The 17,548-nt window shown below is 66.0% G+C and carries 14 protein-coding genes; 6 read left to right on the forward strand and 8 right to left on the reverse strand.

Annotated features, from left to right (window positions below; translation table 11 throughout):
* Positions 1-64: 64 nt before the first annotated feature.
* Positions 65-1,105: an FUSC family protein gene (locus tag AC3D24_RS07515; RefSeq protein WP_489029488.1), complete on the reverse strand. Its 1,041-nt coding sequence runs from the start codon at positions 1,103-1,105 to the stop codon at positions 65-67.
* Between the two features lie 383 nt (positions 1,106-1,488).
* Here AC3D24_RS07515 and AC3D24_RS07520 point away from each other — a divergent pair, with 383 nt between their 5' ends.
* Positions 1,489-2,058, forward strand: a complete 570-nt coding sequence (locus tag AC3D24_RS07520; RefSeq protein WP_489029490.1) for a DNA-3-methyladenine glycosylase I — start codon at positions 1,489-1,491, stop codon at positions 2,056-2,058.
* Between the two features lie 177 nt (positions 2,059-2,235).
* Here the strand turns inward: AC3D24_RS07520 and AC3D24_RS07525 are convergent, their stop codons facing one another.
* The 5 genes from AC3D24_RS07525 to AC3D24_RS07545 all read right to left on the reverse strand — a co-directional run bounded on the left by AC3D24_RS07525 (position 2,236) and on the right by AC3D24_RS07545 (position 8,107).
* Positions 2,236-2,706, reverse strand: coding sequence for a MaoC family dehydratase (locus AC3D24_RS07525; protein ID WP_489029492.1), 471 nt, complete (start codon positions 2,704-2,706; stop codon positions 2,236-2,238).
* A complete protein-coding gene (locus tag AC3D24_RS07530; RefSeq protein ID WP_489029493.1) occupies positions 2,706-4,544 on the reverse strand; it encodes an acetyl/propionyl/methylcrotonyl-CoA carboxylase subunit alpha in 1,839 nt (612 codons plus the stop codon). The genes AC3D24_RS07525 and AC3D24_RS07530 overlap by 1 nt, the downstream gene beginning before the upstream one ends.
* A 159-nt stretch (positions 4,545-4,703) precedes the next feature.
* Positions 4,704-5,186, reverse strand: a complete 483-nt coding sequence (locus AC3D24_RS07535) for a nuclear transport factor 2 family protein (protein WP_489029495.1) — start codon at positions 5,184-5,186, stop codon at positions 4,704-4,706.
* A gap of 4 nt (positions 5,187-5,190) precedes the next feature.
* Positions 5,191-6,792, reverse strand: coding sequence for a carboxyl transferase domain-containing protein (locus AC3D24_RS07540; RefSeq protein ID WP_489029496.1), 1,602 nt, complete (start codon positions 6,790-6,792; stop codon positions 5,191-5,193).
* 148 nt (positions 6,793-6,940) lie between these two features.
* Positions 6,941-8,107, reverse strand: a complete 1,167-nt coding sequence (locus AC3D24_RS07545; protein WP_489029498.1) for an isovaleryl-CoA dehydrogenase — start codon at positions 8,105-8,107, stop codon at positions 6,941-6,943.
* A gap of 94 nt (positions 8,108-8,201) precedes the next feature.
* Here AC3D24_RS07545 and AC3D24_RS07550 point away from each other — a divergent pair, with 94 nt between their 5' ends.
* Positions 8,202-9,068 carry a LysR family transcriptional regulator gene (locus AC3D24_RS07550; RefSeq protein ID WP_489029500.1) on the forward strand — a complete coding sequence of 289 codons (867 nt, stop codon included), beginning with the start codon at positions 8,202-8,204 and terminating at the stop codon, positions 9,066-9,068.
* Here AC3D24_RS07550 and AC3D24_RS07555 read toward each other — a convergent pair.
* Positions 9,065-10,153 (reverse strand): Gfo/Idh/MocA family protein, encoded by a 1,089-nt coding sequence (locus tag AC3D24_RS07555; RefSeq protein ID WP_489029501.1) that lies wholly within the window; start codon positions 10,151-10,153, stop codon positions 9,065-9,067. The genes AC3D24_RS07550 and AC3D24_RS07555 overlap by 4 nt on opposite strands.
* Before the next feature lie 30 nt (positions 10,154-10,183).
* Between AC3D24_RS07555 and AC3D24_RS07560 the strand changes: the two genes are divergently transcribed.
* The 4 genes from AC3D24_RS07560 (at position 10,184) to AC3D24_RS07575 (ending at position 16,169) form a co-directional block, all read left to right on the forward strand.
* Complete coding sequence (locus AC3D24_RS07560) at positions 10,184-11,077, forward strand: aldo/keto reductase (protein ID WP_489029502.1); 894 nt, start codon at positions 10,184-10,186, stop codon at positions 11,075-11,077.
* Positions 11,074-12,141 carry an LLM class flavin-dependent oxidoreductase gene (locus AC3D24_RS07565; RefSeq protein ID WP_489029504.1) on the forward strand — a complete coding sequence of 356 codons (1,068 nt, stop codon included), beginning with the start codon at positions 11,074-11,076 and terminating at the stop codon, positions 12,139-12,141. The genes AC3D24_RS07560 and AC3D24_RS07565 overlap by 4 nt, the downstream gene beginning before the upstream one ends.
* Before the next feature lie 343 nt (positions 12,142-12,484).
* Positions 12,485-13,744: an MFS transporter gene (locus tag AC3D24_RS07570; RefSeq protein WP_489029506.1), complete on the forward strand. Its 1,260-nt coding sequence runs from the start codon at positions 12,485-12,487 to the stop codon at positions 13,742-13,744.
* Positions 13,745-13,832: 88 nt separating this feature from the next.
* The gene (locus AC3D24_RS07575) at positions 13,833-16,169 is read left to right on the forward strand and encodes a TonB-dependent receptor (RefSeq protein WP_489029508.1); all 2,337 of its coding nucleotides are present in this window, start codon (positions 13,833-13,835) and stop codon (positions 16,167-16,169) included.
* 10 nt (positions 16,170-16,179) lie between these two features.
* Here the strand turns inward: AC3D24_RS07575 and AC3D24_RS07580 are convergent, their stop codons facing one another.
* Complete coding sequence (locus tag AC3D24_RS07580) at positions 16,180-17,466, reverse strand: glycoside hydrolase family 130 protein (protein ID WP_489029509.1); 1,287 nt, start codon at positions 17,464-17,466, stop codon at positions 16,180-16,182.
* Positions 17,467-17,548 lie beyond the last annotated feature (82 nt).

The following is a 17,548-nucleotide window of genomic DNA, read 5'->3' on the forward strand; positions in this document are numbered from 1 at the left end:
GCTGCGGGAAGAAGCCTAGAGCGGCATCGAGCGCTTTACCGGCTGCATTCATCGCCCGCCGACGTCACGCGTCGCTTCGACCGATCGGCGACGCCGCGCCCGACGCCTGCGGACGCGCGATCGCGTGCCAGAGCAGGAGAACTGGCTCGAGAAGCGCCATGCCGATGACGATGCTCGACAGGCGCTGCAAGGCGGGGCCGATCCGCGCATCGGCGTAATTGTCGGGTATGAGAACCACGAGGATCGCCAGCGTGAACTGGAGCCCGACATAGGCGAAGCGCGTATCGCCATTCTCGATATGGCGCCCGATCACGACGCCGAGGCACGTACCGGCGATGAGAATCGCGGGCGATCCCTGCGCGAGCAGCAGAACCGTCAGCGCCAGCGCGCTTCCGGCCAGGCAACCGATCGTCCGATGAAGCAGGCGACGGCTGACCGGAACGAGCCCGCTGGTGCCGATGCCCGTCACCGGCACGATCATCACCGCCATGATCGTGACGGCAGCCTGTTCGAGTTCACCGAGCCCGAACAGCGCGTGCAGCGGCGGCAGCAGTGCGAGCGCGATCCCCGCCTGCGCGGCGTGCCGTGCGGCCTGCGGATGCCAGCCGACACGTTGCGCGGGCGTCGTGCGTACCCCTGGCCAGCGGCGGCGCGCAGTCAGCGTCGTCGCAACGCTGACGGTGACGCAGGCGACCGTGCCGGCGGTCACTTCGAGCAGCCGGGTGCGGGCGAAGTCGATCACATCGGTCGCGGGATGCTCGATCTTGCCGAGCAGGACCATCTCGAAGGTCAGTCCGAAGAGAAGCCATGCATAGGCCCGCCGGCCGGTCAGCATGCCGTAGAGCCCGACCGACCCGACCAGCGCCGCCGCAAGCGTCGCCAGCGGTAGCGACGGTGCCGCGATCGGCAGTACCAGCAACGCGAGCCCGGCCCCCGCCGCGGTGCCGGTGATGCGCATCAACCCGCGCACCAGCGTCTCGGCGGCGTGGCTGCGCATCAGCACGAAGCCGGTAAACGCTGCCCATGCGACGTTATGCGCGCCCAGCAGACGCGCCAACCCGATCGCGAGCAGGATCGAGGCGACGCATTCGATCTCGTCGATCATGCGCGGCCCGGGCGTGAGCAATGTTCGAACGCCGGTCCCGGCCCGGCGTACAGCACTGGCGGGTGTCATACGCCCCCATGTAGCGATGCGTCGCCGCGTTGGCAGCCGCAATCTGGCACCCCGGCACGTGGCGGTGATGCCGCGAAAGCACGGACCGGCACGCGCCGGTCCCGGTCCGGTTCTTTGACGGCGGCAAGCGCATTTGCAGGAATGCTGGTACTCGGCCTCGTCGGATTGTTCGTCGCGCTGGCGATCATGGCCGCATTTCTGCTGGTCTGGCAGGAATGCATGTCAGACGATGCTGCACCGACCGGGCCAGCGGCGGCGAACCGATCGCGCCGAAGTCGACGATCCTGCGGTATCGAACGAAGGGAAGCTTTGTGATGGACGATAGGCATCGATGCCGATGGGTGGGGTCAGACCCGATGATGCAGCATTATCACGACACCGAATGGGGCGTGCCGGAACGCGATCCGCGGATGCTGTGGGAGACGCTGATGCTCGAAGGGTTCCAGGCCGGGCTATCCTGGCAGATCATCCTTCGCAAGCGGGAGGGTTTTCGCATGGCTTTTGCGGGCTTCGATCCACGCAAGGTGGCCGCCTTCGATGCCGACGATATTGCGCGGTTGATGGCCGATCCGGGTATCGTCCGTGCCCGGGCCAAGATCGAGGCGACGATCCGCGGCGCACAACTCTTCGTCGCAATGGAGGACGCAGGCGAGGACTTTGCCGACTATTGCTGGTCGTTCGTATCGGGCACGCCGATCGAAGGCGACGTTTCCGTCACGCAGACCGACCTGTCCGCGACGATCTCGCATGCGCTCAAGGCACGCGGGTTCAAGTTCATCGGGCCAACGATCATCTACGCCTGGATGCAGGGTGTAGGCCTGACCAACGACCACGAGGCCGGCTGTTTTCGTCGACTTCAAACCCTTGACCAGGTGCGCCGGTGACAACGACGTCGTCGATGGTGCTGCAGGCGAACATCCCGCTACCGACGGACTGATCCGATCGGGAACAGGACAATCTCCGGGCAGCGATCGAGATGATCGGGCTCGGGATACAAATCCCGCGATTTTTCGCGATCCGCTGCCGGCCCTCGACGCAGACGTGGCAACGCGCCTGGCGGGTCAGGCAATACCTGCCGCGGTATCCGGATTTCGAAACAACAGTGCCGTGCGCAGACACTGGCAGACGATCTCGTCGCGCTGGTTGATCAGGCGGTGCGTGAAGGTGACGATGCCGGCGTTGGGACGCGACTTGCTCGGTTTGAGGTCGGTCACTTCGGTTTGCGCGCGCATCGTGTCGCCGATGAAGACGGGTTTGGGATGGACCAGCTTGTCGTAGCCGAGATTGGCGACGAGCGTCCCGAGCGTCGTCTCGCCGACCGACAGCCCGACCATCAGCGCGAAGGTGAAGGTGCCGTTGACGAGGATTCGGCCGAACTCGCTCGCCTTCGCCGCTTCGATGTCGAGGTGGAGCGGCTGCGGGTTGTGCGTCATCGTCGAGAACAGGAGGTTGTCCGTCTCGGTGACTGTACGGCGAATCTCATGCTCGATGCGGTCGCCGATGTTCCAGGCGTCGTAATAGCGGCCGGCCATCAGGAATCCCTCTCGATGCGGACGAGCATGGTACCCTCGGTCACCTGCCCGCCCTCGACTGCGTTGAGGTCCGCGACGATGCCGTCGAACGGCGCGGTCAGGGAGTGCTCCATCTTCATCGCCTCCAGCGTGACGAGTTTCTGGCCCTTGGTAACGGCATCTCCCGCCGCGACGTCGACCGCGATAATCCGACCCGGCATCGGCGACAGGATCGCGCCGTCCGCTGCTCCGCCAGCGGCAGCACCCGACGCACGCCAAGGCTTGAGCTGCCAGGTCTGGCCGGCTTCGGAGATCAGGACGTCTTCGAACGCCGACGTCGTTCCGGCCTGTCCGTCGAGATCGACCTCGACCGGTTCGCCGTCCAGCAGGAATGTCGCAGTACGGCGCGACGAGGCGTTCAGACGGAAGCCCGAGATCGGATCGGTGGAGACGAGCGCGCTTGCGGCCTCGGCCAACGCCTCTTCGGTTGGGTGCGTCGGCGGCATGAGCGCGTCGCCTTCGCGGGCGATCAGCCCGGTGTCGAGCGTGCCCGCCACGAAGTCGGGATGGTCGAGCGCTTCGACGAGGAACCCGGCGTTGGAGCGTACCGGCCAGACGACCGCGCCGTCGAGCGCGTACGCCAGGGCTTCGCGGGCGGTCTCACGGTCTTCGCCCCAGGCGATCACCTTGGCGATCATCGGGTCGTAGAAGGGCGAGATTTCCGCGCCCTGCTCTACCCCGGTATCGACACGCGCGCTGGTGCCGAGATCGAAGCGTTCGAGCGTTCCGATCGATGGCAGGAAACCCTTGGCGGGATCTTCGGCATAGAGCCGCGCCTCCATCGCCCAGCCGTCGATCGCCAATTCGTCCTGCCGCTTGGGCAAGCGCTCGCCGGATGCGACGCGGAGTTGCCATTCGACGAGGTCCTGGCCAGTGATCTCTTCGGTGACCGGGTGCTCGACCTGCAACCGCGTGTTCATTTCCATGAACCAGATGCGGTCGGAGCGGAGGCCTTCGCTGGCGTCGGCGATGAACTCGATCGTGCCGGCGCCGACGTAATCGACAGCCTTGGCCGCCTTGACCGCGGCGGCGCAGATGGCGTCGCGGGTGGCGGCGTCCATGCCGGGTGCGGGGGCTTCCTCGATCACCTTCTGATGGCGACGCTGAAGCGAACAATCACGCTCAAACAAATGAACGACGTTACCGTGGCTGTCGCCGAAGACCTGCACCTCGATATGGCGCGGCGAGAGGATGTATTTCTCGATCAGCACATCGGTGTTGCCGAACGACGAGGCCGCCTCACGCTGGCACGAGACGAGCGCGTCGGCGAACTCGGCGGCCGTGTCGACGCGGCGCATGCCCTTGCCGCCGCCGCCGGCGACCGCCTTGATGAGGACGGGGTAGCCGATCGCGTCGGCCTCTGCCTTCAGCCGTTCGGGGGACTGGTCCTCGCCGAGATAGCCGGGCGTGACGGGTACGCCGGCGGCGATCATGCGCTGTTTCGCAGCGTCCTTCAGGCCCATCGCGCGGATGCTGTCGGGGTTGGGGCCGACCCAGATCAGTCCGGCGTCGAGCACGGCCTGGGCGAAGTCGGCATTCTCGGACAGGAAGCCGTAGCCGGGGTGGATAGCCTGCGCGCCGGTGTCGCGCGCGGCGGCGATGATGCGGTCGCCGACGAGGTAGCTTTCGCGCGCCGGGGACGCGCCGATGTGGACGGCTTCGTCGGCCTGTCGGACGTGCATCGCGTTCGCGTCGGCGTCCGAATAGACTGCGATCGTGCGGATGCCGAGGCTGCGCGCGGTGCGGATGATACGGCAGGCGATCTCGCCGCGATTGGCGATCAGGAGCGATTCGATCATCGGTTCAGCCGAGTGAAGTATAGAAAGTGTAGACGCCCACGCGATGTGCACTTCGTGTTGGAAAGCGCGTCGCTGGCTTGGATATCGACGGACGGGATCGGCTGTTTCAGCATGGCGATCCCGGCATAGGCCGATGCGGGCGGTGTAGGACAGAGCATGTCAGTTCGCGCATCCGGTGGTCCGCGAGGACCAGGTGAGGTTGGCGATCTTCCAGCGGCCGGCTTCGCGGACCATGTCGAAATGGTCGGTGCCGCAATGCGCGACCTTGCCGTCGATCGTGAAGACATAGGGCGACCAGACCATCGCGATATCGCCGTCGATGTCGACCGCGGGATCGGTCAGGCGTTCGGCGTAGCGTTCGGGACCGGGTTTGATCATGGCCGCGAACTCCGGCCAGGTCATGCGACGGACGGTGCGCGTGCCGTCGGGCTTTTCCTCGGCGACGGTGGCGCCGCCGTCGGGGCGGACCTGGGCGAGGATCGCCTGGCCGTCACGCGCGGCCAGCGCGGCGAAAAGCGCATCGATCGGGACCATGACGCCGGCGTCTTCGGTCAGGGGCGCCGGCGGCAGTCCGGTGCCCTTGACGATCGGCTGGACCGGGGTGACCTGGCCCGCAGCGAGGAGGAGTGAGAGCAGGATCATCGGGTTACATCCTGAACACGCCGAACGCGGGGCGTTCGGGGATGGGAGCGTTGAGCGTCGCGGCGAAGGCTAGGCCCAGTACGTCGCGCGTTTGGGCGGGATCGATGATGCCGTCGTCCCACAGCCGCGCGGTGGCGTACCACGGGTTGCCCTCGTCCTCGTATTTCTGGCGGACGGGCGCCTTGAAGGCTTCGGCCTGTTCTGGCGTCCAGCTGTCCGCGTCGCGGTGGACGGTGGCGAGGACGGAGGCTGCCTGCTCGCCGCCCATTACGCTGATCCGGCTGTTCGGCCAGGTGAACAAGAAGCGCGGCGAATAGGCGCGGCCGCACATGCCGTAATTGCCCGCGCCGAAGCTGCCGCCGATCAATACCGTGATCTTCGGGACGGTTGCGGTGGCGACGGCGGTGACGAGCTTGGCGCCGTGCTTGGCGATGCCCTCCGCCTCGTACTTGCCGCCGACCATGAAGCCGGAGATGTTCTGGAGGAACAGCAGCGGGACCTTCCGCTGGCAGGCGAGCTCGATGAAATGCGCGCCTTTCTGTGCGCTCTCGCTGAACAGTACGCCGTTGTTGGCGAGGATCGCGACAGGAATGCCCCAGATGTGCGCAAACCCGCAGACGAGCGAGGTGCCGTAGAGCGCCTTGAACTCGTGGAACTCGCTGCCGTCGACCAGCCGTGCGATGACCTCGTGGACGTCGTAGGGCGCGCGGACGTCGCTGGGGACGATGCCGTACAGCTCTTCGGGGGCGAACTTCGGCGGCTTGGGCTGCTGGAGGTTCACCGCGGTCTGCGCCTGCGGTTGCAGCGTCGAGACGATATCGCGGACGATGGTCAGCGCGTGCTCGTCGTTCTCGGCGACGTGATCGACCACGCCCGAGCGGCGGCCGTGCGTGTCGGCGCCGCCCAGTTCCTCGGCCGAGATGACTTCGCCGGTCGCGGCCTTCACCAGCGGTGGGCCGGCGAGGAAGATCGTCCCCTGCCCGCGGACGATGATCGTCTCGTCGGACATTGCGGGCACATACGCGCCGCCCGCGGTGCAGCTTCCCATGACGCAGGCGATCTGCGGGATGCCGAGTGCGGACATCTGCGCCTGGTTGAAGAAAATGCGGCCGAAGTGATCGCGGTCGGGGAAGACCTCGGCCTGATGCGGCAAATTGGCGCCGCCGCTGTCGACGAGGTAGATGCAGGGGAGCCGGTTTTCCTGCGCGATCTCCTGCGCGCGGAGGTGTTTCTTGACGGTGAGCGGGTAGTAGGTGCCGCCCTTCACCGTCGCGTCGTTGCAGACGATCATGCACTGGCGGCCGGAGACGCGGCCGATGCCCATGATCAGGCCGGCGCCGGGGACTTCATCGTCGTAGAGGCCGTTGGCGACGAGCTGGCCGATCTCGAGGAACGGCGAGCCGGGGTCGAGCAGGCGTTCGACGCGATCGCGGGGGAGGAGCTTGCCGCGGGACGTGTGGCGCTCGCGGGACTTGGCGTTGCCGCCTAGCGCTGTGCGGGCGACGTCCTCGCGGAGGATTTCAGCGAGCGCGTGGTTGTGGGTCGCGTTCGCGCGGAAGGTCTCGCTGTCGGGGGACAGCGCGGAGGTCAGGACGGGCGCGGTCATGCCAATCCTCCCCGGCACGGGGAGGGGGACCGTTCGTCCGCTTGGGCGAAGGGTGGAGGGGGGCTTCCGCCGGCGTTGCGTGCGGGGTGAGCCCCCTCCACCGCTGCGCGGTCCCCCTCCCCGTTCCGGGGAGGATTTGCGGTGGTCATTACTGTGCCACCTTGGGAGCAGCCCCGATGAGTTCTCTGCCGATCAGCATGCGGCGAATTTCGTTCGTGCCGGCGCCAATGTCGAGCAGCTTGGCGTCGCGCATGAAACGCTCCACCGGCCAGTCCTTGGTGTACCCGGCCCCGCCGAGCGCCTGGATCGATTCGAGCGACACCTTCACCGCGCTTTCGCTCGCCAGCAGGATTGCGCCGGCCGCATCGAACCGCGTCGTCTTGCCCGCATCGCACGACTTGGCGACCGCGTAGACGTACGCGCGCGCCGAGCTGAGCGCGACGTACATGTCCGCGATCTTGGCCTGGATCAGCTGGAACTGGCCGATCGGCGTGCCGAACTGTTTCCGCTCGCGGACGTACGGGATCACGACGTCCAGGCACGCCTGCATGATGCCTAGCTGGATGCCGGCCAGCACCGCGCGTTCGTAATCAAGGCCGGACATCAAGACGCCTACGCCACCATTCTCGGGGCCCATGATCGCCTCGAACGGCACTTCGCAGTCGGTGAAGACGAGTTCGGCGGTCGGCGACCCACGCATGCCCATCTTGTCGATCTTCTGGCCGATCGAAAAGCCGGGCATGTCCTTCTCGATCAGGAACGCGGTGATGCCGCGCGAGCCTTCGCCGGTCTTCGCGTAGACGACCAGCGTGTCGGCATAGGCCGCGTTGGTGATCCAGAACTTCGTGCCGTTGAGGACGTAGCCCGTGTCGGTCTTCACCGCCTTCAGCTTCATCGAGACGACGTCGGAGCCGGCGCCGGCCTCGGACATGGCGAGGCTGCCGACGTGCTCGCCGGAGATCAGTTTGGGGAGATACTTCGCCTTCTGCTCAGGCGACGCCCAGCGGCGGATCTGATTGACGCACAGGTTCGAGTGCGCGCCGTAGCTGAGGCCGATCGACGCGGAGGCGCGGGAGACTTCCTCGACCGCGACGACGTGTTCGAGATAGCCGAGTCCCAAGCCGCCATATTCTTCCTCGACCGTGATGCCGTGCAGCCCGAGTTCGCCCATCGCCGGCCAGAGTTCGCGCGGGAACCAGTCGTCGGCGTCGATCTTCGCCGCCAAGGGCGCGATCTTGTCGGTGGCGAAGCGGTGCGTGCTCTCGCGGATCATGTCAGCGGATTCGCCGAGCGCGAAATCGAAGTCGGGTACCATGCAGCCTCTCCAGACCTTGTGTTAGTGCCTTCCTATCACGCGCGCGCGCCGCTGAAAAATTGAACCGGCGGCATCGACACTATAGATGGCGCCTATGATCGACCGCTATCTGCTACGCTATTTCCTCGCGGTCATCGACGAGGGGAATTTCTCGCGCGCGGCGCTGCATTGCCGGGTGTCGCAGCCGACCCTGTCGGTGGGCGTCGCCAAGCTGGAGGCGGAAGTCGGCCATGCGCTGTTCCTGCGCACCAACCGCCGGGTCGAACTGACGCCCGCGGGAACGCGGTTCGCGGTGCATGCGCGACGGATCGAGGCGGAGTTCGCACAGGCCGAGCGGATCATGCTCGACGACACGCCGCGTTCGCCGATCCGGCTGGGGGTGATATCGAGCCTGCCTTCTGCGCTGATCGGCGGGGCGATCGCGGCGGCGTATGCGGCAGGGTCGGACGAGCGGATCGAACTGGTCGAGGGGCGGGCGCGGGATCTGACGCCGCTGCTCGATCGCGGGCGGCTGGACGCCGTGCTGGGGTTGGTGACCGAGAACGGGCGCGACCGGGTGCTGTTCCGTGAGGGGTACGCGATGGCGATGGCGCACGGGCATCCGCTTGCCGACCGGGACAGCGTGAGCGCGGAGGACCTCGCGGGGGAAACGATGATCGTGCGGCGGTACTGCGAGGCGCTGCCCGATATCAGCCGGTTCTTCACGAGCCGCGGGGTGCGGCCGTTCATGGCGGCGCGAACGACCAACGACGACCGCGCGCTCGAATATGTCCGCGCAGGCCTCGGCATCACGGTCATGCCGCGGTGTTTCGCGGCGGCTGGGATCGCGATGCCCGAACTGTCGGGGTTCGCGGTGACGCGGTGCATTGGCTTTCGGTTTCGCGCCGATACCGCCGAGCGGTTCGACGACAGCGCGATCCTGTCGCGGGTCGCCGAAACTCTCGTCGCGAACGCGGGTTAGAGGCCGAGTTCGCTCATCGTCACGACCCGGTGCTCGCGCGCGCTGATCTCTGCCGCTGTGCCAATTGCGACCGCGCGCAGGCCGTCTTCCGCGGTGACCTGGACCGGGCCTTCGCCCCGAACCGCGGCGGCGAACGCCGCGTGCTGGTAGTAGGTTGCGCCTTCGTGCGAGCCGGCGGCTTTCGCGGCGGGGTCGACGGCAACGTGGCTGCGTTCGACGGCCTTCGGGTTCAGGAAGCCTACACGGGGGGAGTAGACCAGTTCGCCCGCTGGGATCAGCACGTCGAGGCGGGCGGCGTCGCCGGTTGCGGACATCTCCTCCTGGTTCTCGGCACCGTCGGCAAACATGCTGAGGTCCAGCATGGCGCGGACGCCGTTGGCGAAGTCGACCGTGGTGAAGCTGTTGTCGATGATGTCGGGGCGCTGGCCGTCATAGCGTTCGTCGAGATGGTTCACGTCGATCGCGCCGGAGCAGTAGACGCGGACCGCTTCCGATCCGACGATCAGCCGCATCAGATCGAAGAAATGGCAGCATTTCTCGACCATCGTGCCGCCGGTGTTGCGCGAGAAGCGGTTCCAGTCGCCGACCTTGGGCAGGAACGGGAAGCGGTGTTCGCGGATCGAGAGCATCTGCAGCCGGCCGACGCGGCCTGCGTGGATCTGTTCGATAAACGCGGCGGCGGGAGGCATGAAGCGGTATTCCATGCCGGTCCAGAACGGTTTCGCGTGGGACGCGGCTCGGTCGACGATCCAGCGTGCGTCCTCCATCGTCGTCGCCAGCGGCTTCTCGCAGAGGATCGCGGCGTCCATGTCGAACAGCCGTTCCAGCACGTCGCGGTGGGTGTTGTTCGGCGAGGCGATGACGATCGCGTCGACGTCGGCGCCCTTCGCGAACGCCTCGACCGAGTCGAACCGCGCGACATCGGCTGCACGGTCGCCAAGCGCATCAGTTGCCCAGTCGATCGAGGTCGCGACCGGATCGGCGATCGCGACGATCTCGGCGCCCGGCAGGATCGCCAGGTTGCGGATGTGTTCGACGCCCATCATGCCCGTTCCGACGACGCCGTATCTGATCGTGGCTACCAAGCTGTCATTCCCTATGCCATGGCCGCCTGCATGACGACGATCCGCCTTTCCAACGACCTCCGCCCGCTCGGCAAGAGCGAAATCCTTGTTTCACCGATAGCCTGGGGCATGTGGCGGCTGGCCGGAGACGTCGCGCCGGTCCACGCGATGATCGACGCCGCGCTGGGCGCCGGGATCAACTTCTTCGATACCGCGGATATATATGGCTGCGACGTGCCGGCCGGGTTCGGTTCGGCGGAAGAACTGTTTGGGCGTGCGCTCGCGGAAGATCGGTCCCTGCGTGCGCGGATGGTGATCGCGACCAAGGGCGGCATCCGACCCGGCATCCCATATAATTCGGGCGCGACCTATCTTGCCGATGCGCTCGACGCGTCGCTGACCCGGATGGGGATCGAGCAAGTCGACCTGTACCAGATTCACCGTCGCGATTTCCTGACGCAACCGCAGGAGGTGGCGGACACGCTGACCCGGATGGTCGAAGCGGGCAAGATTCGCAGCATCGGCGTCTCGAACTACGGCGTCCATGAATTCGACGCGTTGCAGGCTTTCCTTAGCCAGCCGATCGTCAGCACGCAGCCCGAATTCTCGCCGTTGCGGACGGCGCCGCTGTTCGACGGGACGCTCGATCAGGCTATGCGGCACGACGTGGCCGTGATGGCGTGGTCGCCGCTCGGTGGCGGCCGGTTGGCGCAGGGCGATCATCCGGCAGCCAAGCTGCTCAACGAACACGGCGCGCGCTTCGGCGTCGATGCGGCGACCGCGGCGCTGGCATGGATCATGGCGCATCCGGCGCGGATCATTCCGATCGTCGGCTCGCAGAATCCCGCGCGGATTGCGGCTTCGGCGGACGCGTACAAGGTCGAGTGGACGCGGGCCGAATGGTATGGCGTGCTGCAGGCCGGAATGGGCGAGAACCTCCCATGACGGAATTGCCTCCCTGCGAGATCAGCTGGTTTTCGGCGCTATGCGATGACGATTACGAGTTTCTCGGCGTCCCCGATGCGGCGCTGAAATCGAGCTGGGAGCATTGTCGCGACATCGTGATGCAGGCGGAGACCGCGGGCTACGACAATATCCTGTTGCCGTCGGGCTATGCGCTGGGGATCGACACGACCGCGTTTGCCGCGGGAATCGCGCCGATGCTGAAGCGGTTGAGGCTGCTGATGGCTGTGCGGATCGGCGAGAGCTGGCCGCCGCAACTCGCGCGGCAGATCGCGACGATCGACCGGATGCTCGGCGGGCGGCTGGCGATCAACATCATCTCCAGCGACTTGCCAGGCGAGAAGCTGGAGAGCGCGCCGCGGTATGCCCGGACGGTCGAGGCGATGCACATCCTACGGACATTGCTGGATGGGAAGCCGCTCGATCATGATGGGGAATTCTGGAAGCTGAAGGTCGATCCGCCTCGGGTGACGACGGTGTCCGGGAAATGCCCTGCCCTGTATTTCGGCGGGCTGTCGGAGGCTGCGCGCGATGCGGCGGCGACCAATGCCGACGTGTATCTGATGTGGCCGGACACGATGGACGCGGTGCGGGCAACCGTCGCCGATTTGCGTTCGCGAGCGGCCAAGCATGGGCGGACCTTGCGGTTCGGGTACCGGGTGCATGTCGTAGTGCGCGAGACTGAAGCGGAGGCGCGTGCGGCGGCCGATCGGCTGTTGTCGAAGCTGGACGATGCCGAGGGGCGTGCGATCCGGGAGCGGTCTTTGGACTCGCAGTCGGCTGGCGTGCGGCGTCAGGCGGAACTGCGGGAAGGTTCGGATGACGGGTATGCGGAGGCTAACCTCTGGACCGGGATCGGTCGGGCTCGATCGGGGTGCGGGGCGGCGATCGTTGGTGATCCGGATCAGGTGCTGGCCAAGCTGAACGCGTATCGGGCGGAGGGGATCGATGCGTTTATTCTTTCCGGGTATCCGCATGCGGCGGAAGCGGACCTGTTCGCGCGGCATGTCTTGCCGCGGATCGCGCATGGGCCGCTGGTCATTTAACGCCTCACTTAACGTAAAGGCACCACCCCGGCGGAGGCCGGGGCCCAGTTGGATAGGTCGCAGTAACGAAGGACTGCGCGCAGTTGGCACCTTCCCCCAACTGGGCCCCGGCCTTCGCCGGGGTGGTGTTGGGTTGGCGTGATCCTGCTCGTCCTTGTTCTCCCGCGAAGGCGGGAGCCCAGTCTGGGTCCCCCCTTCGCCGGGAAAAAGGCTTGCTTGCTCTACCGGGCTAACCGCCGAGCCAGTCCGGAGTGAGCTCCGCCACACCCCTGCAACCAAATAACCGGGCCGGCGAAGAGAAACTGGCTAGCCTCTCGGTCACGCTCGTCCATGCTGAGCGCCTATGACCAAGCCTACCAAGACCGTTGCGCAACTCAGTGCACGTGCGCGCGCGCTGTTGTTCGCGCTCGTCGTTACCGCGGGGGTCCTCAACCTCGTCGACCGCCAGATCATTTCCGTCCTGAAGCCGATAATCGCCACCGACCTTGGCTGGAGCGATGACGATTACGGGACGCTCGCCGCGTGGTTCCAGGGGGGCGCGGCGTTCGCGTTCCTGTTCACCGGGTGGATCGTCGACAAGCTCGGCGTCAAATGGGCGAACCCGATCGGCGTCGCGGCGTGGAGCATCGCGGCGATGGCGCATGGCGGGGCGCGGTCGATGACCGAGTTCGTGATGATACGCGTGAGCCTCGGTGCAACCGAGGCGATGGGGACGCCCACCGGGATCAAGACGATCGCGTCGGTGCTGCCGAAGAACTGGCGGTCGAGCGGGTTTGGCGCGACCAACGCCGCCAACAGCATCGGCGCGATCCTGGCGCCGCTGGCGATTCCCGGCGTCGCGTTGCTGGTCGGGTGGCGCGGGACGTTCGTGGCGGCGGGTGCGCTCGGGCTCGTCTGGGCTGCGGTCTGGCTGGTCGCGACACGACGCGTGACGTTCTCCCCGCCTCTTCCCGTAGAGACCGACCCCACCGCCGACACCGCTCCCCTCACCAAGTACGGTCCGATCCTGCGCAACCGCCAGACCTGGGCGATCGCGGTCGCCAAGATCCTGTCGGATGCGACGTGGTGGTTGCTGCTGTTCTGGTTGCCTGACTTCTTCCACCGGCAATACGGCCTGACCGGCGTCGCGCTCGGCGTGCCGCTCGCCATTGCCTATGGTGGCGCGGCGGTCGGGTCGCTGCTCGGCGGCGGCGTTTCGACGCGGTTGCTGGGCCTGGGCTACAGCGTCAACGCGGTGCGGAAGGGCATATTGCTGGTGGCGGCTCTGTGCGTTTTGCCGATTCCGCTGGTGCTGTATGCTGGCAATTACGCCGTCACGATCGGTCTGATGGCGCTGACCCTGGCAGCGCATCAGGCATTTTCGACCAATCTCTTCGCGCTGATCGCCGATGTCGTGCCACAGGACAAACTCGGCCGCGTGACGGCGTTCGGATCGTTCAGCGGCAATGTCGGCGGGATGGTGATCGCCAAGGTCGCCGGGCTCGTGCTGACCGCAGGCCTCGGATATCTCCCGTTATTCCTGTTCGCGAGCGTATCCTACCTGCTCGCGGTCGGGTGGATTCAGCTGCTGTTGCCAACGCTGCGACCGGTCGAGGCACGCTAAAGCTGACACGACGCACCTGCATATCGTTCTTTATACCCATCGCACGAATGGGAATTACAAGGCGGCATCACTTTAGGGGAGGGAACCCATGATCGACCCACGCATCCAGCGGCGCCATTTCGCGCTGCTCGCCGGCACGGCACTTGCCGCGCTCGCAACCCCGGCCGCTGCACAGGATGCGCCCGTAACGGCACCGACAGCCGCGCAAGCCCCGGCTACTCCGGTTGCCGCGAGCGACGAGGTGATCGTCACCGCGCGCTATCGGAACGAGACGCTGCAGTCGGTGCCGATCGCGATCACCGCGGTCAGCGGGCAGTCGCTTGCCGAACGCCAGTTGAACACGGTCGAAAACATCGCCGCGACCATCCCTTCGGTCGGTTTCCGCAGCGGCGCATCGAACAAGGATCGCACGATCTTCATCCGCGGCGTCGGGACGATCACGACCTCGCCCGGCGTCGAGCCTTCGGTGTCGACCGTGCTGGACGGCGTCGTCCTCACCCGCCCCGGCCAGTCGACGCTCGATCTCGGCGAAGTCGAGCGGATCGAAGTGTTGCGCGGTCCGCAGGGCACGTTGTTCGGCAAGAACGCTTCTGCTGGCGTCGTCAACATCGTCACCCGCAACCCGACCGACGAGTTCCGCGCGTTCGGCGAGGCCGGCATCACCTCGGACGAGGAATACCGGATCAAGGCCGGCATCTCCGGCGCACTCGTACCCGGCAAGGTGCAGGCGCTGATCGGCGGTCTGTACGACGACTATAAGGGCAACGTCCGCAACGTTGCGCAAGGCAAGGACGTCAACGGATACCGGCGCTACGGCGCACGCGGCAAACTGGTCGTGACGCCCTCCGACGACCTGAAATTCACGATCATCGGCGATTATCTCAACTCGCACGATACGACGCCGACCAGCGTCTATGCGGCCACCAGCCGCACCGCCTATCCGACCGGGGTCGTCACCGATTCCCCTACGCTCGCCGCCGCGCTGGGCGCTAGCGGGATCACTGCGAGTGCAAGCAACCGGCTGACCAACAACAACACGGTCACCGATGTGAAGGACGAGAATTACGGCGGGTCGTTCACCGGCGAACTCGCGCTCGGCGACTACCACATCACCTCGATCACCGGTTGGCGGCAATGGCTCAACAACCAGCGCCAGGATTACGACAGCGTTGCCGCGCTATCGACCGCGTTCCCGGCGGGGCAGGATGCAGGCAGCGTCAACACCAAGCAATTCTCCGAGGAATTGCGGCTGACCTCGCCCAAGGGCGGGCTGATCGACTATGTCGTTGGTGCCTATTACCTGCATGCGACGACCGACGAGCGATACCTGCGCACGCTGACCTCGGTTGCGGCCGGTGGCGCGCAGACCACCACGACGGGCGTCGCGAACTACGGCATCACCAACGACAATTACGCGCTGTTCGGCGAGGCGAACGTCAATTTCACCTCGAAATTCCGCGGCATCGCCGGCTATCGCTCGACGTGGGACAGCCTGGATTACTACCATGTCCGCACGTCGACCAACGACCCGCTCAACACCGGTGCCTCGGCGCTCGATGTTGCCGGCATCCGTGCCTATCACAACACCAGCGGCGGCACGGACAAGCGCGGCGACAGCTATCGCCTTGGGCTCCAATATGATCTGGGCGAGCATGCGCAGACCTATTTCACGTACTCGCACGGCTATAAGGGCCCAGCGTACAACGTGTATTTCAACATGCGCTCGCTGAACGCGACGACGTCGCTCGACGAAGTGCCGCTGAGCCCTGAGACGTCCAATTCCTACGAGGTCGGGCTCAAGGGCAGCACCGCGAACCGCGCGCTGAGCTATAGCCTGGCCGCGTTCACGACCAATTTCGACGGGTATCAGGCGAGCTTCAACGACGTCGTCGCGGGGGCGCAGGTCAGCCGGCTGATCAACGCCGGATCGGTCCGCTCGCGCGGTGTCGAGGCGGACGTGACGCTGCGCCCGACCAAGGGCCTGACGCTCGACATCTCCGCCGCCTATACCGACGCGACGGTCCGCAACTTCCTCTGCCCGACCGGCGCGCCGACGAGCTGCAACATCAACGGCCAGCCGCTCCCCTATGCGCCGAAGATCAAGTTGTACGAGAATGCAGCGTACAAGTTCGGGCTGACCGACACACTGGCGCTGGAGCTCCAGACCGACGTGACGTTCAGCAGCAAGGTCCAATATTCGCTCGCCGAGACGCCGAGTACGGTCCAGCCCTCCTATGCGATCTGGAACGCGAGCGTCGCGGTGCTGAGCGATACGTCCGGCTGGCAGCTGCGCGCGTATGTGAAGAACCTGACGAACACGTCCTATTCGTCGTTCCTGACCGCGGGCACGTTTGCCGGTACCGTCCGGTTCGTGCCGCGCGACGACAAGCGCTATGCCGGGCTGCTGCTCCGCAAGGACTTCTGATGCGCCGCGCTCACTCCATCACGGCAAGAATGTCGTCGACGTCGGCGACCGCGAAGGCGCTGTATTCGTCGCCGATCGCGTAGGGCAGCAGGATGCGGCGGCCGTGCAACAGGCCGCCGCAGCTGTAGGTGACGTTCGGGACGTAGCCGCCGCGTTGCTCTGCGCTGGGGAACAGCAGCGGCGACGGCGTGCGGGCAAGGACCTTCGATGGGTCCGCCTTGTCGAGCAGGCAGGCGCCGATGCAATAGCCGCGGACCATGCCGACACCGTGGGTGAAGACCAGCCAGCCCTCGTCGATCTCGATCGGCGATCCGCAATTGCCTAGCTGGACGAACTCCCAGGGATATTTGGGCTTCATGATCGGTGCGCCCTCATCCCAGGTGTAGAGATCGTCGGAGCGCAGCAGCCAGATATTCTCGCTGTCCTGACGGCCGAGCATCACGAACTGCCCGTCGATCCGCCGGGGAAACAATGCCATGCCCTTGTAGCCGGTCATCGAGCCCGCCAGCGGTCGCATCTCGAACGTGCGCAGGTCGATCCCGCGCAGCATCTCCTGCCGCGCATCCTTGCCGTCATAGGCGGTATAGGTCCCGATGATGCTTTCGACGCCGTCGTGATCCGTAAAGTTCACGAGCCGGAGATCCTCGACGCCCTGACGTTGGCTGGGCAGGACCGGAAAGATCACTGTCTCCGACACGTCCTGGCTGTCCTGGCAGGCGAGCCGGACCCAGCCCTCTACGTCACGTTCGATCTGTGGTGGCACGCCGTGCGCGCTGGGCGGGTCGAGCACTAGCCGGTCGCCCGGCCCCCATTCGCCGGTCCGGAACGTGACCGACGAGATATGGCCTTCGCCGATGCCGCGCAGCGACAACAGGAACCGCACGCCGCCCTCGCTCGGGGTTTCGTTGGGCAGGCGGACCATGCTGGGGTTGAACAATGCGGCGGATTCGAACGCGTATTCCTGGCTGAAATACGCGCCGATCAGCAACTTCTCGTCATCGTCGACGTCGCCGTCGCCGATCTGGTCGCGCATGTCCTCGAACCGTCGAAGGAACACCTGGTCGGCGCCGCGATGGCGTTCGTTCATCGGCTTTTCGAGCAACGCGAGCATCCGCGTTCGCATCGCCGGGTCGAGCGCGCGGATGCGGTCGAACACCATTTCCGGACGCGATGGCCGCCCATCCTTGAACGCGGACGGATAGTCGAAGCTGAACGGGCGGATCACGGTGCGCGACGGATCCGGCTTCAGTTCGAGATCGAGCTTCGTGAAGACTTCGGCGGCGGTCTTGATCGGCATCGTGGCTCCTACATCGTCGTTCCCGGATGAGCGTTGCTGGCGGGCTTTGGATCCCTGACGCTGTCGTGAAGGCGGATTTTTG

The organism is Sphingomonas sp. SL1004, assembly GCF_057815015.1.